Here is a 15,928-nt window from a genome sequence, read left to right as displayed (position 1 = left end):
ATAAAATGACAACACTGTATACAGGTAATGGTCCTGATAAATCAGGGTTTTTTGGGAAATTTGGCGGATGCTATATGCCAGAAAGTCTTATGCCTGCTCTTCAAGACCTAGAGCGAGAATTTAATATTATTCGGAATAAAGCCGAGTTTTGGACTGAATATCGACAAATTTTAACGGATTTTGTGGGTCGACCTAGCCCTCTTTTTTATGCAAAAAATCTAACAATGTATGCTGGAGGGGCCAAAATATATCTTAAAAGAGAAGATTTGAACCATACCGGTGCCCATAAGATCAATAATTGTGTTGGACAAATCTTGTTGGCTAAATTAATGGGTAAAACCAGAATTATTGCAGAAACAGGTGCTGGACAACATGGTGTTGCAACAGCAACAGTATGTGCTCTCTTTAAGCTTAAATGCACCATTTATATGGGTGAAACGGATGTTCATCGTCAGCAAATGAATGTTGATCGAATGGAATTACTCGGAGCTGAAGTTAAAAGCGTTAAGAAAGGTCGTGGAACCCTAAAAGATGCTATGAATGAGGCATTAGGTGACTGGATCAGCAATGTAGACACGACTTATTATCTATTAGGAACCGGTGCAGGTCCTCATCCCTATCCGACCATAGTGAGAGAGTTCCAGAAAATTATTGGCATAGAAGCTAAAAATCAAATATTGCTGAAAGAAAATAAACTCCCTGATGCTTTAGTTGCCTGTGTGGGGGGGGGATCTAACGCATTGGGTCTAATGCACCCATTTCTACAAGATACGAGTATCAAAATGTTTGGGGTTGAAGCTGGTGGAAAAGGAACAAACAGCGGTGAGCACGCTGCATCTATTTCAAAAGGTAGAGTTGGCGTCCTGCATGGTAATTTGACTTACTTATTACAAGATTCAGATGGACAGATTCTAGACGGACATTCGATATCGGCAGGATTAGATTATCCTGGGGTTGGTCCTGAGCACGGCATCCTGTTTGAAACAGGGCGCGTTAATTATGTCGCTGTAAATGATGAGGATGCAGTCAACGTCTTTCAGATTTTAAGTCAACAGGAGGGAATTATACCTGCGTTAGAGAGTGCCCATGCTATCGCATACGCAATTAAGCTGGCCAAAGAAATGCGGCCTGAACAGACTATTATTGTCAATTTAAGTGGGAGAGGTGACAAAGATTTAAATACAGTCAAAAAATATCTCGCAGGAGTAACAGAATGAACCGTTTAGACCAAAAATTAAAGGAATTAAAACAGGAAAAGCGAAGCGGTCTCGTGTGTTATTTTACTGCCGGAGATCCAGGTTTCGAAGAAAGCTCTAATCTGTTTAGTCAATTAGGCCAAGCTGGAGCAGATATTATTGAAATTGGCATTCCATTTTCTGATCCTGTTGCAGATGGAGAAATCATTCAAGCTGCCCATATCAGAGCTTTAAGTGCTGGTCAAACAGTGAATAAAACTATCGAATTGGTCAAAAAAATACGGTTGAATGATAATAAGACACCTATTGTGTTCATGACCTATTTAAATCCTATTCTGCAATACGGTTTTGAAAAACTTGTATGTGAAACCGAAAACCTTATTGAAGGCATCCTTATTCTAGATGCGCCCTATGAATATCAAGATCATTTTAAATTGATCTTAAATGCAAAAAATATGCATTTAATTTCCATGACAGCTCCAACCACGCCAGTTAATAGATTAGAACAAATCTCAGGGAGTGCTACCGGTTTTTTATATCATGTTGCAGAAAATGGTTTAACTGGAGTAACTTTAAATCTAGCAAATCTTGAGCGAAAGATGGCTCAAATAAAACCAATATTTCAGATTCCTGTAGCCATTGGTTTTGGCATCAAAAATGAAAGTCATGTTAAAGCGTTAGCAAATAAAGCAGATCTCATCGTTATAGGTTCGGCACTTGTTGATACTTTTTTTAACAAAGGGGTAAACGTTACTTTAGAAAAAGTAAGAGCTTTTTCACAGGTACTTAAACAGACTCAATGATTTTGTGTAGAGGGAGAAGAAAGGAGGGGGGGAAGATGTCAACAAATATCGATTACCGCTTGCGCTTGCCTGCTCATAGCATGTTCACGGCAAAGAGTGGCAGTAGGTATGTTAGCTTCAGCCTGCTTCACAATGGACACGATCTGACGGTCAGTAAATTTAGAGGTTTTTATGCACGTTCTCTTGCCTAGAACTTAAGAATAAATTCTACTTTTAGTTCCTAATTATTTTTAGTGGGGGCTATTACAATTATCATGAATGGAATTTTCTCTGTCTTAGACTTCGAAAAAGATTTCTTAAAGTGAATAAAAGGCACCTTTTAAAAGGTGCCAAATCAAGATTAGAATTTCTTAAATTTCAACCTGACTGCCCAGTTCTACAACCCGGTTAGAAGGGATTTTATAAAAATCGCTTACAGGACTGGTGTTTTTTTGCATTGCGACAAACAGCTTTTCACGCCAAATAGACATCTTGTTCGACATACTTGGCACTAGTTTTTCTCTAGAAATAAAGAAACTTATATCCATTAAATTATATTCCAGTCCTAAGCTATCGAAAGCTTTCTCTAAGGCCTTAGGTACATCCGGTTCTTCTTTAAAACCATAATTCAGACCTATTCTATAAAAGCCCTTGTCCAGTATTTCTGTCTCCATCCTATTTTCTTCATCCACATAAGGAATTTCCGAAACTCTGATCGTTACTAGTAAGTTACGTTCATGAAGAACCTTGTTATGTTTTAGGTTATGTAAAAGAGCATGCGGTACGACTTGTGGTGTACCCGTTAAAAATACTGCATTTCCGCTAACCTTTTGGCTGGTACTGCCTATATGCTCAAGAAAAGTATTAAGCGGGAGCGTATCTTTTTGCAATTTCGCTTGAAGAATTTCTCTGCCTTTTTTCCAAGTCATCATTAAGATGAAAACGTTCATGGCAATAAATACCGGCACCCAACCACCAATAAGAATCTTGAGAAGATTAGAACTCAGCAAGATCAAGTCGATAAAGACAAAGGGAATAATAAAAAGTAATACTTTCCATGTCTTCCATTTCCAATAACTGTAAGCGAGAAAAGCAACCAATAACGTGTCACAGAACATGGTCACTGTCACTGCTAAGCCATATGCTCCTGCCAGACTACTACTAGTTTCAAATATTAATACTAGAATAGTAATAGAAATAAATAATAGCCAATTAAGTAATGGAATATAGATTTGCCCAATTTCTGAGTCAGAGGTGTGTAAAATTGTTAAGCGAGGTAAGAAGCCTAGTTGGATTGCCTGCTTCGCCATGGAAAATACACCGCTGATTAAAGCTTGAGAAGCGATTACTGCTGCTGCTGTTGCAAGAATAATCATCGGATATAAAAGAACTGAAGGGAGAAGCAAGTAAAAGGGATTGGTGATGGTTGTTGGATCCCGTAACAGCAATGCGCCTTGTCCTGCATAATTTAGCATTAAACAGGGCAGTACAATTAAAAACCAACCCAACCGAATCGGTAGAATTCCGAAATGTCCCATATCTGCATATAATGCTTCTCCACCTGTAACCGTTAGAACAACAGCTCCCATCACAAAAAATGAAATAACAGGATTATTAACTACAAACAAAAAAGCCCAATGGGGACTAAGTAATGCGAGAACAAACGGACTTTGAATAATACTGCTGATACCTATGGCCCCAATGGAAAGGAACCATATCAATGTTATGGGACCAAAAAACTTCCCCATTACTGCAGAACCATGTCTTTGAATAGCAAAGAGTGCGATTAAAATTCCAATACTGATTGGAATGATGAAGCGATCAAAAGCTGGCGCGGCAATTGAAAGACCCTCTACTGCTGAAAGCACCGAAATTGCCGGGGTAATAATCCCATCTCCAAAAAATAAAGATGCCCCCACAAAACCCAAGATAATTATGATCAGTTTTTTTCGGGGAGAGAGACCCTCTTGGCGAAGATTGAGGGCCAATAAAGCCATAATTCCCCCTTCACCATTGTTATCTGCTCTCATAATGACCAATACATATTTAATGGAAACAATTAATGTAATGGTCCAGAAGATTAAGGACAGAATCCCAAGAATATTAATTTCGTTAATCGGTAATCCACGGGTTGCGTGAAAACTTTCTTTTAAGGCATATAAAGGACTCGTCCCTATATCACCGAATACCACGCCTAATGCAGCTAGCATCAATGCGGGTACTGCCGGCTTACTCACTTTATTTTGCATATTGTGCAAATCAAAAAACTGACAAGCTTACAATTTTATCATTAGAGTTATCATGAAATTGCTCATACATAAAAAACCATGCCTTTTAAGAATCTAATAGCTTTTCTATCTAAGCCTGCACCATATGAGTGCTGAATTAAGTATTCTAAAAGTGGAAATTTCTACCTGGGAATAACATATCTTTATTTAAATAATTAAAAACAATTGGTTATGTCTTTTATAAAAGTCCATCTATGATTAGTTGGGCTTTTTTATGGATTTTTATCTTCCACGAAAATTATTTCACAATTTTTACCTAGGACTTGATAAGTCCATGTGAATTAATCAGATCAACAGGTTTTAGGATGCTCTTTGAGCATCACCCTGTAACCAATTCACAATATTCATCGGAAAGTTTTAATAGTCCCATATTTAACTAAAAGGTGTTTATTCAAGGCTAATACAAAACACAACAAAGATTCACTTAGGCTGAAAGCAAGATGAGTTATATTTTTTAAATGGCAGTTTCAATCCTAAAGCGTTTGAGTAGAGATTTACAGGAATAATAGGTGTGCACATCATATAGTGTCTAACTATCCTGCCAGGTAGTAATAACGAGGCTATTTCTGGGCATCAATTAGAGCTGTGTTTAAAATAACAAAGGGGGTTTTTTATGAATTCCACGACAAGCAACATAGCATTTAAAGGTAACGATCGCCTATTGTTTGGCATCATCATGGGGGTCATAGCCTTTTGGCTGTTTGCCCAAACGACTTTAAATATCGCACCCGACATGAGTCGTGACCTTGGTATGACAGCCAATAGTATGAACATCGCTGTGGCAACACAGCCCTGTTTTCTGGGATCTTCATCGTCGTTATGGGTGGGCTAGCCGACCGAATTGGCCGCATGAAGATCGTGCGGATTGGTTTCTATCTCAACATCATTGGTTCTCTGCTCGTTGGTCTGACACCAACAGGTGACCTTACTCTACCGGTCCTGTTAGTCGGACGTGCGCTGCAGGGTCTTTCGGCAGCGTGCATCATGCCAGCCAGCTTGGCAGTTGTGAAAGCCTATTGGGACGGTGCAGAACGTCAACGCGCCATCAGTATGTGGTCGATTGGATCGTGGGGCGGTTCTGGCTTGTGCGCATTGTTTGGCGGCCTGATGTCGCAAAATTTTGGCTGGCGCTCCATCTTTTTTGTGTCAATTGCAGTTTGCATATTGGGCCTGTGGATGATGCGTGGTACATCGGAGAGCAAGGCTGAAACCAAGGGTGATTATAAATTTGATTTACCCGGTGTACTGACCTTCATGGTCGCTATGGTAGCGTTGCAGGTCGTCGTCACTCAGGGCAATAATTTTGGCTGGGCCAGTCCGTTATCGCTCGGACTGATCGCTATAACAGTGGTGGTTGGCGCCCTTTTTCTAAAAATTGAATCGAAGTCGCCCAATGCTTTCTTCGACTTCAGTTTGTTTAAGAATGCCACTTACACCGGCGCGACAATATCTAACTTCCTCCTCAATGCGGTAGCTGGCACGCTGATCGTATCCTTGCAATTGGTGCAACTTGGCGGAAATATGACGGCTCAGGCCGCAGGTATGCTGACCCTAGGTTATGCAATTGCAATTATCGCTTTCATTCGTGTCGGCGAGAAATTATTGAAACTTTATGGTGCGCGTAAGCCGATGATCTGGGGTTGCCTCATCACCGGCTTGTCGATTGTACTGCTGTCACCGGCTAATCTACTCCTGACAGACTATAAAATCCTCGCCATCATCGGCTATTCATTATTTGGTGTAGGTTTGGCTTTCTATGCCACCCCATCTACCGATGCTGCTCTAGCCAACTTGCCTGATGCACAGGCTGGTGCGGGTTCAGGCATCTACAAAATGGCTTCGTCACTTGGTGCCGCCTTTGGCGTAGCGATCTCAGCAGCGATTTTCACTGCATTCAGCGCCAACAATGAAAGCATTATGTGGCTGGAAGGGGTGATTACATTTTCCGGTCGGCAGGACAACCTGGCCGTACGTGAGGCTGCAATCATGGCACTAGGGTTTAACGTACTCATGATCGTTGTTGCTATTATATCAATCATGCTAACAGTACCAAAAGGTAAGAAAACTTAAGATTTAGACTCTTGGAATGCACAAGTTTGAGAGGATTACAGGGGGGCACATAATCACATGCTGATTGCCCCTTTCTTTACGGAATTGTAAGTACTGTGAGGCATGATTTAATGTCCCCCCATCTCTACCCACAAGACCCGTGTTATAACCAGGTTAATGCTGCAGCCAGCATGGCTTCCAAACCAGTTTTTACGGTCGGATCTAGTTCTATTTTAAATAAAGATGAGTGATTGGCAGGAATTTGAGCCACGGTATTATTTTGTACTGCATGTTCCCATTGGCTCGCCTCTGTAGAACCTACAAACCAGAACACATAAGGAACACCCCATTTACGGCCAAAGTAACTGAAGTCTTCACTGGCGGTGACAGGTGCTGTGACATAAGCCTGTTCAGCAAAAAAACCGATAAAACTTTGTTCCAGTTTGGCGGTTGCCTGTAGATCATTTTCAGTGACAGGATAACTGTTTATAAACTTGATCTCAGGATCATTTGCCCCTGAAGCGTGACTTTCACAAGTACAGATGCGTTGAACCGAATTCAGCATCTTATCGCGGACAGAATCTTTATAACTGCGCATATTCAATTTCATTACGGCACTATCAGGAATAATATTTTCTTTGGTTCCTGCTTGAATGCTGCCAATGGTTAACACGGCACTCTCTTGGGGGGGGGATTTCCCTGGAAACAATAGATTGTAAGCGTACTGCGCTATAGGCTGCCATCATGACGGGATCAATCGAATTTTGCGGCATCGAACCATGTGCTCCCCGACCATGAAAGGTAATGTGTAAACTATCACCCGCAGTTAAAATGGCACCAGCCTTATAACCCACCGTGCCGGCCTTTCCTACCATCACATGCTGTCCCAAAATAATATCGGGTTTAGGAAATTTATCTTGCATGTCTTCAATCATGGCTAATGCACCTTGGGCAACCTCTTCACCCGGTTGAAACACTAGAATCAAGGTTCCGCTCCAGGCTTCTTTATGCTGGGACAGAATTTTTGCAACACCCATGAGCCATGCAACATGTAAATCATGTCCACACATGTGAGAGATATCGGTTTTAACTCCTTCAGCAGTTTGGCCTGTGACTTGACTCGCATAAGGCAGGCCAGTTTTTTCTGGCATCGGCAGCGCATCCATATCTGCCCTTAGCATGACCGTATTGCCAGTGCCATTGGACATGAGAGCTACGACACCAGTGACACCAATTTTTTCATGAATTTCATAGCCTAAAGGTTGTAGATACTCTGCCACTTTTTTAGCAGTTCTGAATTCCTGCATGGAAAGTTCAGGATTCTGATGGAAATCTTTATAAATGTCAGTGAGTTCTGGAATTAGTTCTATAATTGATTTTTCCAGTGCTTTCATTCGCTTGTTCATCGCACTATCCTTTTAAAATTGGTTTTATTGAGGGCTGAAAAACGGATTGATCATCATTGCTACTGATTAAAACTTTAAATAACTAAGGCTTGAATCCGTGCATTATTTCTAGATCATTTTGTGTGGTTTTCGTGAATGAATTAAAGCTGTTAATAGGTAATATTTTTCTCGGAAGTCGCTGAGTTCTGCTTTGATCACAGCTTGGCTCTGTGTTGCACAAACATTTAAAAGTTAAAGCTACCATAAGCTACTCAAATTTAAGTGGCAACTTGAGCATGAGGTCTGCCTAATTCGGTAAATTTGTTAAGTACTGCCACACGTGCATGGATTTCATTGACTTAACTTTGAAAGTTCTTTGCGCTGAGTTTGTCTCCTGAGAAGCACTGCTTCGTAAGATTTGATGCAATGTATTCTTTTTGGTGGAATGACTGCATGTGCTTGCCGACCTGCAATCACTTGACGGCATTATAATTATAGGGTGTGGGTCCAATATTTATCTTAATCGAGCGTAAGACCCCCACCGACAGTCAGGTGGGGGATATAAGCGAGTGGCGTAAGCCATAAAAAATATAATATTTTTATTCGTTTTTATCGCTTATTTTGGTATAATTAACACACATAAATTATTTTATAAACAATGATTTAATGAAGATCTCACAACACTACAAATTTAGGCTTTTGCCTAATCAAGAACAGGAAATATTGCTTAACCAAGCAATAGGTTCTGCTCGTTTTGTGTGGAATCAAATTCTCGCTAAATCATTTGAAATGTTCGCTAAAGATGAATTTATCCGCTATGAAACGATTGAAAAAAACTTAGTACCATTAAAAAAAACACCTGAGTTTTCTTTTCTTAGCGATACATATTCAGCTTGTTTACAGCAAAAAATCCGTGATCTTGCTAGTGGATGGGCTAAATTCTATAACCCTAAAGAACAAGCCAAGTTAAAGCAAAAACCATTTAAAGCTAAGAAGCCAAGATTTTTTAAATTATCTGATGGTGCTGAGGTTCAGCTTAGACCACTCATGCCACGATTTAAAAAGAAATCTGATGGTGAACAATCCTTTCGACTTCCGTTTCAAGATTGTGAACTTGTCGGTGATCGTGTTTGTCTGCCTAAAAAAACAGGTTGGATAAAGTTTAAAAAATCACAGGAAATTATTGGCAAAATCACAAGTGTAACGATTAAGAAAATTTGTGGGCTTTGGTATATTTCGTTTTGCACCAATAGAGTATTGAGCAACCAATTCACCCATCAAAATCAGCTATTGGCATTGATTTAGGCGTTAAAAAATTAGTTACAACGTCTAGTTGTCAGGTATTTGACCGGATCAATAGTTTCAAAGCCAATCAAGTAAAGTTGGCTAGGCTTCAACGCAAGTTGAGAAAGAAAACCAAATTTAGTCAAAATTGGAAAAAACTTAATTTAAGAATTAATAAGTTGCATCATCATATTGCCAATATTCGGCATGACTACTTACACAAAGTCACGACAACTCTCAGCAAAAACCACGCAATGATCGTAGTTGAGGACTTAAAAGTAGCCAATATGTCAAAGTCAGCCAAAGGCTCAATCGAAGAAAAAGGAAAGAATGTTAAAGCCAAATCAGGCTTGAATAAATCAATCCTAGATCAAGGTTGGTCTATGCTTGTTGATATGCTGGAGTACAAACAGCAATGGCGAGGTGGTTTGCTCGTTAAAGTTGACCCTAAATATACAAGTCAGACTTGTAGTTCATGTGGTCACGTTGCAAAAGAAAATAGGCTCACTCAGGCAAACTTTAGTTGTGTCGAGTGTGGCTTTAGCGAGAATGCAGATATTAATGCTTCTCGCAACATTTTGGCGGTGGGACACACCGTTTTGTCTGTGGAGGGAAGATGCGGTAAAGGTCGCCCTACGAAGCAGAAAGCAAGTGAAATCCGTGAGGAAGTCGCCTAAGAGCTTTGCTTTTAGAATCCCCCACTTGAGCTAGGCGAAAGTGGGGGGAGTATGTCAATCTGGCTATCTGGACATCAGTAGGTAGGCTGAATATGTTGATATTTTCTAATTTCATAATGAGTTTAATTCATTTAAGATCATTTTGTAGCCTTTATCAAATAATAGCTATTACTTCCTAAAAGGATAAAATATAAATGCTTTATAAAAAATTTTCATCTCCTCTATAGGATTCAATTTGCGCAGACTAACGTCAATTTTCTAAGTGAATCTTTAAATTTACTTCAACACATATTTTTATTAGTTATTGTATTCTATAATTTTTATATAATTTATAAGATAAATTCTAAAACTTTATTCTTAACCATTTTATAGTGGCTTAATTGAATTGAAATATCAAAGATTAGGTAGCCAATTTTTCTATCTTAGAGCACTTTTTAATATCTGCAGACTACTAAACATGAATTAAATTCATCTTTTTGTTAGATAAAATCATTTTTATTCATGTGGTGATTTAGGTATAAATCACTGCATACAGAAATTCATGTTTTATATCAGAAATTAGGTAGCGCATTATCATGAGTAACAAATTTGCATGTTTAATTCAACGCATTCGTTTTGACGAAAACTATGCACCAGCGAATAACACACGTTTAACCACAAACTTCGCTAATCTAGCACGTGGTGAAAGCCGCCAAGAAAATCTGCGCAGAACCTTAGCGATGATCAATAACCGCTTTAACAGCTTGGCAACAGTGGATAACCCAAAAGGGGATCGTTACTCACTTGAGATTGATATTATCTCGGCTGAAATCGATATTGAAGGTAATGGCAACACTTTCCCATTTATTGAAACGCTGAAAAGTACCATTACCGATCATTACACCAATGAACGTATTGAGGGCATGATCGGTAACAGTTTCTCATCTTATGTACGTGACTATGACTTTAGCGTTGTATTACCGCAATTAGGCTGTAAAACCAATGAAAAGCCTGAAGACTTCGGTGACTTACACGGCAAGCTGTATCAACATCTTGTAAATTTTGAAGTGTTCAAAGCTGAATTTAAAAAACAACCGGTGATTTGCTTAAGTGTTTCAACATCTAAGACGTATTTCCGTACTGCAAATGTGCATCCTGTACTGGGTGTGGAATATAAAAATGATGAGTATTCACGTACCGATGAATATTTCGCGAAAATGGGTTTAACCGTTCGTTATTTTAAGCCTGAAAATGGCAATGCCCCTTTAGCATTTTACTTTGCAGGTGATCTATTACGTGATTACACAGACTTTGAGTTGATCAGCGCAATCAGCACCATGGAAACCTTCCAAAAGATTTACCGTCCTGAAATCTATAACACCAATTCACCTGCAGGCGTGGTGTATCAACCCAGCTTGAACTATCAGGATTTTTCACTGACACAAATCGTGTATGACCGTGTAGAACGTGGTCAGTTAGCCGTGAAACAAGGTAAATGGACGGAAGAAAACTTTATTAAACCGTATAAAGACATTCTTGACCAATGGGCTGCCAACTTTTCGGTTGAGCAAAAAATACAAACTGCATAAGCACCAAATTTTAAACTGAATTTATATAGAAGATTAGACATGGCTATTTTACTCCCAACATCAACTGCTGGCAGCTTACCTAAACCGTCTTGGTTGGCAGAACCTGAAAAACTTTGGTCACCTTGGAAATTAGAAGGCCAAGAATTGCTAGATGCAAAACAAGATGCATTACGTTTGTCGCTACATGAGCAGCAACAAGCGGGTATCGATATTGTCAGTGATGGTGAACAAACCCGTCAACACTTTGTGACGACGTTTATTGAGCATCTTGAAGGCGTGGATTTTAATCAACGTGAAACGGTAAAAATCCGTGATCGTTATGAAGCGAGCGTACCATCTGTTGTCGGTGAAGTTTCTCGTCAAAAGCCTGTGTTTGTTGAAGATGCCAAATTCTTACGTTCATTGACAGATCAACCAATTAAATGGGCACTGCCTGGCCCAATGACCATGATCGATACGCTTTACGATGGTCACTATAAGAGCCGTGAAAAACTGGCTTGGGAATTTGCCAAAATTTTGAACCAAGAAGCACGTGAACTTGAAGCGGCAGGCGTGGATATCATCCAGTTTGATGAACCTGCATTTAACGTGTTCTTTGATGAGGTGAATGACTGGGGTGTGGCGACTTTAGAGCGTGCGCTTGAAGGTTTGAAGTGTGAAACCGCAGTACATATTTGCTACGGTTACGGCATTAAAGCCAATACCGATTGGAAGAAAACACTTGGTAATGAATGGCGCCAATACGAAGAGGCTTTCCCGAAACTGCAACAATCTAAACTCGATATTATCTCACTTGAATGTCATAACTCACGTGTACCGATGGATTTGATTGAATTGATTCGCGGCAAGAAAGTGATGGTGGGTGCCATTGATGTCGCAAGTGATCAAATTGAAACAGCTGAAGAAGTGGCAAACACTTTACGTAAAGCACTTCAATTTGTTGATGCAGACAAGCTTTATCCATCAACCAACTGTGGCATGGCACCACTCGGTCGCCAAGTGGCTAGTGGAAAACTGCATGCCCTGAGTGCTGGTGCTGAGATTATTCGTCAGGAATTATCTCGCTAATTGAAAGGACTTAATGATGCTTTTCAAGAGGGAAGGCATCATTTGAGCTCTCTATAAAAAGTTAAATGTTGGAATACGGTGATGGTTGAAGCGACAGACTTTAAAAATGCAATGTCTTTATTAACAAGTGCAGTCAATGTAGTGACCACGACGGGTGAGTCGGGTCGTCATGGTTTTACCGCATCTGCGGTGTGTAGCGTGACCGATACACCACCGACATTATTGGTGTGTATGAATAAATCATCCCGTTCACATGCAAATTTTGTAGAGAATAAAGTGCTGTGTGTGAATGTATTAAACGCAGAGCAAGAGCATCTTTCTAATGTATTTGCATCCTCAAAATTCAGTTCGGAAGAGCGTTTTGAACAGGGTAAATGGTCGGCTTTAGAAACAGGATCTCCTGTACTTCAAGATGCATTGGTGAGCTTTGATTGTGAAATTGGGCAGATCCAAGAAGTTGGCACACACACGATTTTTATCTGTCCGATTGTTGCTATCAAAAAAAATCAAGAAGATCAGGCCTTAGTCTATTTTAACCGCGCTTATCATCAGGTTGGTGAAACAGAAACTGCTTAAATCTATTTTTAAAGTTAGTATTACATGGAACTTATTATTTTTTTAGCCATTGGTGCACTGGCAGGATTTGCACTTGGGTTCTTTGGCGTGGCTGGGGGCTGATCATTGGGCACTGTTGCAAATAGGGAATATCATCGATTCATATCCTTATTTGCAACAGTGCCAATTTTTACATATTGAAAATTTTGCTGTAGCAATCAGATTCCATTCTTTTAAATTTGCAGAAATATTTTCAATAAAAAAAACAATAAATTAAATAGTTGCTTAATTTTTAAAATGTATATATAGTGTATATACATTTTATTTGTATTAGTGCCTTTGGGAATAAATATCTTATGACTGATCAACCCAAAAAAATAAAGGCCAACAGAAAAGATGGGCAACTCTTAATTCGCATTAACAGCACTGAACGTGATGAGTTCATTCAATTATGTGAAGCTATGGACACCAGTGCTGCTAGAGAATTAAGAAAATTTATCCGTAGTTTTATGAAAAAAAACCAGTCAGCGGATATTCATACCAAGGAGTGACATTATGTCGAAGCAAGTTAAAATCTTGAAACAGAAGATCAAAGCACGTCTTGAAAAGATTTCAAAACACAAAAACAAGTTAAATAAGTTCAAAAAACAGCTTAAAAAACAGAAGTAAGAGCTTATTTAGCGAGGATTAGCCTCACTAGGCCTAAGCATCAAATATAAAAAAGCTCAACGTCTTGTTGGGCTTTTTTATTGCCTGAATTTCACTTTTTTTTTAAAAATGGGAGCTATAAGTGAACTGCCCCCCGAAAGTTGGACATTTTTAGTCTTTAATACGCTTTTTTGCTTCGTCATGAACCATGCTATCAGCCCGTTTTCCAACGGTAATAAGCAAGATAACAACTTGATCATCTTTGACTTGATAGACAAGTCTTAGTCTAGCTTTTAACAGTTTAATTTTATAGCAGCCAGCAAGATGTCCTCTAAGCGTATCCTTCGGAATAATGCCCATTATGTTCAATAAGAGCTCAAATATTCTATTTAATTGTCATTAAACCGGATTCTGGCATGGTGATATACGGAAAATTTGGACGAATTAAAAAGCCTGCAAAAGCAGGCTTTTCAGAGTCTCGTTTGGAGTAAACTATTTTTCTTTTCTAATTTTTGGGCAACGGCTGATTCACATTCTAATTGGTGGAAGCTGATCAGATCTGCCGATGTACTTAACTTGCCATTTTCACGATCGAAAATAAAAGAAACAGAACATTTTTGATTTGCCTGATCGGTGATTTGAACACCGTAATACCAGATTTCAGCATCGCTAATCACTGCGATGTTTTTAGTCTCACCTAACTTTTCTTTTAATACCGCCTGAGTTGGGGTGCTGATTGCACTAGCAATAAAATCTAATGAAACAGGTTTGTGCTCAGTGATTTTAGAGGTGATTTCTGGACTAAACAGTTGGTAATCATTACTCATTAACTGTTCATGATTATGTGCGTTTGCCAGTGATGCTACGGATAGTACTAATGTCAGCGTGATTAACTTGGTTTTCATATTGTATTCCCATGATTCGAATATTTTAAAGTTTGAGTTTCTTTTAAATTTATAAAATCATATACGATCTTAAAAATAACAAAGGGTCTGGAGATAGAATCTCATTTTTTTGTTTCACTCTGATGGGCAATGCTGTTCCAGATCTTTAAGGGTTTTTGGACCAATATATCCGAGACAGTTTATTTAAGTTAGGATGCCAGTTTAGATTTATACGTGACATAAAAAAATCTTCACCATAAAAAACGGATGCTATTAATCAGTATCACAGTTCAATTGGGGAGATAATTTTGAAGTTTAATGGATATGTTATTTTAGTTACATTAGATTACATTTTTATGATTATATTATATTATTATTTTTGTGGTGAAAAATCAATCAACAAGTGGTTTAATCAGCTTCAGAATAACAATAAATAAATATAGAAAGAGAAGGGTAACAGAATTTTAATTCTCTAATTTTTTGTTATAAAGACGCTCAAAGAAGCAAATAAAGGATTAGAGAGTTATGCTTTTTTATCCAATTCATTACACTTTCCATTGTATAAATCATATGAAGCGTGGGTACAGAATCCGCGCTTTTTTGTGTTATTCCTAACTAGAAATGTCCTACATAGATATTTCCAAATCAAGCACACGATTCAGCGACCATATTTGATTTTACATATATCTAGAAAATCTTTAAAGATATTTTTAATATTCGGCCGTATATATAAAATGCCTATTATTTTAGATAAATTTAGATGATTTTTCATTTATTATTTAACTATAAATCCTCACATTATTACTGTTAAATTTTAACGAAAATTAAAAAATAACCCATACATAACACCCACTATAAAGAAAATTTATTTTTAAATTAATATTTATTTAATAAATTAAAGTTGATTTTTATGATTTTTTTAGAGTTAATATATTTCATTTTATTTAAATTTTAACAAATAAATTGGTATTTTTAGTAATAGAGTACTCAACCATTAAGTGCTTTAATTCTTTTACATAAAAACAATAAATAAGTATAAAAAAGCATTGTATGTAAAAATTCTGGCTTTCTAATTTTTCATTATAAAAATGCTCAAAGAAGCGAATGAAAAGTTAGGGAGTTAGGGATTTTAGGATGTCAACTAGCATGAAAATTATTAACCGTTTAAGAGAGAAAGAATCAGTTTATTTTTATGAAAATAATGGTCTAATTAAATGAGTTAGATTAACCGATAAAGGACAAAATCACGAAAAGCTTAATGATCTCAGTGGAATTATTTTATATAAATCTTTTGAATGTTTATGCCACAACTCCATGTTTGAGTATAAAAAACATACAATTGTTAATAATCAAACTTTATATTAGATCTCTTTCATAAATCAAAAAATGATCTTCTTTTTGGTTAATATTTGCACTCCAGATTTCTTAGCATTCGTGCATAATCTGCGGATGAAATACATCGATTCAAACAAGCTTTCTGATCCTCAGTTCAAGCGATACACTGGCATCTCATGGTCAACCTTCTATTTAATGGTTGAGCAATT

The 15,928-nt window shown here is 38.1% G+C and carries 13 protein-coding genes and 4 pseudogenes; 10 read left to right on the top strand and 7 right to left on the bottom strand.

The window, feature by feature from the left end:
- The first annotated feature begins 5 nt into the window (after positions 1–5).
- Both trpB and trpA read left to right on the top strand, forming a co-directional pair.
- A complete protein-coding gene (trpB, locus tag E0409_RS08610; protein ID WP_131289724.1) occupies positions 6–1,217 on the top strand; it encodes a tryptophan synthase subunit beta in 1,212 nt (403 codons plus the stop codon).
- A complete protein-coding gene (gene trpA / locus E0409_RS08605; protein ID WP_131289722.1) occupies positions 1,214–1,999 on the top strand; it encodes a tryptophan synthase subunit alpha in 786 nt (261 codons plus the stop codon). Before trpB ends, trpA begins: the two co-directional genes overlap by 4 nt.
- Positions 2,000–2,070: 71 nt before the next feature.
- Here the strand turns inward: trpA and E0409_RS16955 are convergent.
- Both E0409_RS16955 and E0409_RS08600 read right to left on the bottom strand, forming a co-directional pair.
- Positions 2,071–2,172, bottom strand: a pseudogene (locus tag E0409_RS16955) (transposase); the annotation flags it as partial.
- Between the two features lie 177 nt (positions 2,173–2,349).
- Positions 2,350–4,227 carry a potassium transporter Kup gene (locus tag E0409_RS08600; protein WP_131289720.1) on the bottom strand — a complete coding sequence of 626 codons (1,878 nt, stop codon included), beginning with the start codon at positions 4,225–4,227 and terminating at the stop codon, positions 2,350–2,352.
- A 715-nt stretch (positions 4,228–4,942) separates the two neighbouring features.
- Between E0409_RS08600 and E0409_RS16605 the strand changes: the two genes are divergently transcribed.
- Entirely contained in the window at positions 4,943–5,098 is a 156-nt protein-coding gene (locus E0409_RS16605; protein WP_213073364.1) for a hypothetical protein, read from the top strand.
- A 17-nt stretch (positions 5,099–5,115) separates the two neighbouring features.
- Positions 5,116–6,336, top strand: coding sequence for an MFS transporter (locus E0409_RS08595; protein WP_252151792.1), 1,221 nt, complete (start codon positions 5,116–5,118; stop codon positions 6,334–6,336).
- A 142-nt stretch (positions 6,337–6,478) separates the two neighbouring features.
- Here the strand turns inward: E0409_RS08595 and E0409_RS16730 are convergent, their stop codons facing one another.
- The 3 genes and pseudogenes from E0409_RS16730 to E0409_RS08585 all read right to left on the bottom strand — a co-directional run.
- Positions 6,479–6,988: a peptidase dimerization domain-containing protein gene (locus E0409_RS16730; RefSeq protein WP_252151791.1), complete on the bottom strand. Its 510-nt coding sequence runs from the start codon at positions 6,986–6,988 to the stop codon at positions 6,479–6,481.
- The gene (locus E0409_RS16725) at positions 6,936–7,721 is read right to left on the bottom strand and encodes an amidohydrolase (RefSeq protein WP_252151790.1); all 786 of its coding nucleotides are present in this window, start codon (positions 7,719–7,721) and stop codon (positions 6,936–6,938) included. Before E0409_RS16725 ends, E0409_RS16730 begins: the two co-directional genes overlap by 53 nt.
- A gap of 257 nt (positions 7,722–7,978) precedes the next feature.
- A pseudogene (locus E0409_RS08585) lies at positions 7,979–8,186 on the bottom strand (IS5/IS1182 family transposase); the annotation flags it as partial.
- Positions 8,187–8,366: 180 nt separating this feature from the next.
- Here E0409_RS08585 and E0409_RS08580 point away from each other — a divergent pair.
- From E0409_RS08580 to E0409_RS08555, 6 genes and pseudogenes are all read left to right on the top strand, one after another.
- Positions 8,367–9,661 (top strand): annotated as a pseudogene (locus E0409_RS08580) (RNA-guided endonuclease InsQ/TnpB family protein).
- A 575-nt stretch (positions 9,662–10,236) separates the two neighbouring features.
- Entirely contained in the window at positions 10,237–11,229 is a 993-nt protein-coding gene (locus E0409_RS08575; RefSeq protein WP_131289718.1) for a putative oxygenase MesX, read from the top strand.
- A 39-nt stretch (positions 11,230–11,268) separates the two neighbouring features.
- The gene (locus E0409_RS08570) at positions 11,269–12,297 is read left to right on the top strand and encodes a methionine synthase (RefSeq protein WP_131289716.1); all 1,029 of its coding nucleotides are present in this window, start codon (positions 11,269–11,271) and stop codon (positions 12,295–12,297) included.
- Positions 12,298–12,378: 81 nt separating this feature from the next.
- Positions 12,379–12,873, top strand: coding sequence for a flavin reductase (locus E0409_RS08565; RefSeq protein WP_131289714.1), 495 nt, complete (start codon positions 12,379–12,381; stop codon positions 12,871–12,873).
- Between the two features lie 73 nt (positions 12,874–12,946).
- On the top strand, positions 12,947–13,129 hold the full coding sequence (locus E0409_RS08560) for a hypothetical protein (protein ID WP_131289712.1): 183 nt from the start codon (positions 12,947–12,949) through the stop codon (positions 13,127–13,129).
- 79 nt (positions 13,130–13,208) lie between these two features.
- Positions 13,209–13,403 (top strand): hypothetical protein, encoded by a 195-nt coding sequence (locus E0409_RS08555; RefSeq protein WP_131289710.1) that lies wholly within the window; start codon positions 13,209–13,211, stop codon positions 13,401–13,403.
- A 268-nt stretch (positions 13,404–13,671) separates the two neighbouring features.
- On the opposite strand, the pseudogene E0409_RS08550 reads toward E0409_RS08555, so the two are convergent.
- A pseudogene (locus E0409_RS08550) lies at positions 13,672–13,851 on the bottom strand (type II toxin-antitoxin system RelE family toxin); the annotation flags it as partial.
- Between the two features lie 119 nt (positions 13,852–13,970).
- Positions 13,971–14,405: a hypothetical protein gene (locus E0409_RS08545; RefSeq protein ID WP_131289705.1), complete on the bottom strand. Its 435-nt coding sequence runs from the start codon at positions 14,403–14,405 to the stop codon at positions 13,971–13,973.
- Positions 14,406–15,928 lie beyond the last annotated feature (1,523 nt).

The organism is Acinetobacter sp. ANC 4862, assembly GCF_004336635.1.
GTDB lineage: Bacteria > Pseudomonadota > Gammaproteobacteria > Pseudomonadales > Moraxellaceae > Acinetobacter.
The sequence above is the reverse complement of the archived record's forward strand: the minus strand, read 5'-3'. Positions and strand labels throughout refer to the sequence as shown.

Coding starts and splice junctions, on each gene's coding strand:
- trpB (WP_131289724.1), top strand. CDS start 6: ATGACAACACTGTATACAGGTAATGGTCCTGATAAATCAGGGTTTTTT.
- trpA (WP_131289722.1), top strand. CDS start 1,214: ATGAACCGTTTAGACCAAAAATTAAAGGAATTAAAACAGGAAAAGCGA.
- E0409_RS08600 (WP_131289720.1), bottom strand. CDS start 4,227: ATGCAAAATAAAGTGAGTAAGCCGGCAGTACCCGCATTGATGCTAGCT.
- E0409_RS16605 (WP_213073364.1), top strand. CDS start 4,943: ATGGGGGTCATAGCCTTTTGGCTGTTTGCCCAAACGACTTTAAATATC.
- E0409_RS08595 (WP_252151792.1), top strand. CDS start 5,116: ATGAAGATCGTGCGGATTGGTTTCTATCTCAACATCATTGGTTCTCTG.
- E0409_RS16725 (WP_252151790.1), bottom strand. CDS start 7,721: ATGAACAAGCGAATGAAAGCACTGGAAAAATCAATTATAGAACTAATT.
- E0409_RS08575 (WP_131289718.1), top strand. CDS start 10,237: ATGAGTAACAAATTTGCATGTTTAATTCAACGCATTCGTTTTGACGAA.
- E0409_RS08570 (WP_131289716.1), top strand. CDS start 11,269: ATGGCTATTTTACTCCCAACATCAACTGCTGGCAGCTTACCTAAACCG.
- E0409_RS08565 (WP_131289714.1), top strand. CDS start 12,379: ATGGTTGAAGCGACAGACTTTAAAAATGCAATGTCTTTATTAACAAGT.
- E0409_RS08555 (WP_131289710.1), top strand. CDS start 13,209: ATGACTGATCAACCCAAAAAAATAAAGGCCAACAGAAAAGATGGGCAA.
- E0409_RS08545 (WP_131289705.1), bottom strand. CDS start 14,405: ATGAAAACCAAGTTAATCACGCTGACATTAGTACTATCCGTAGCATCA.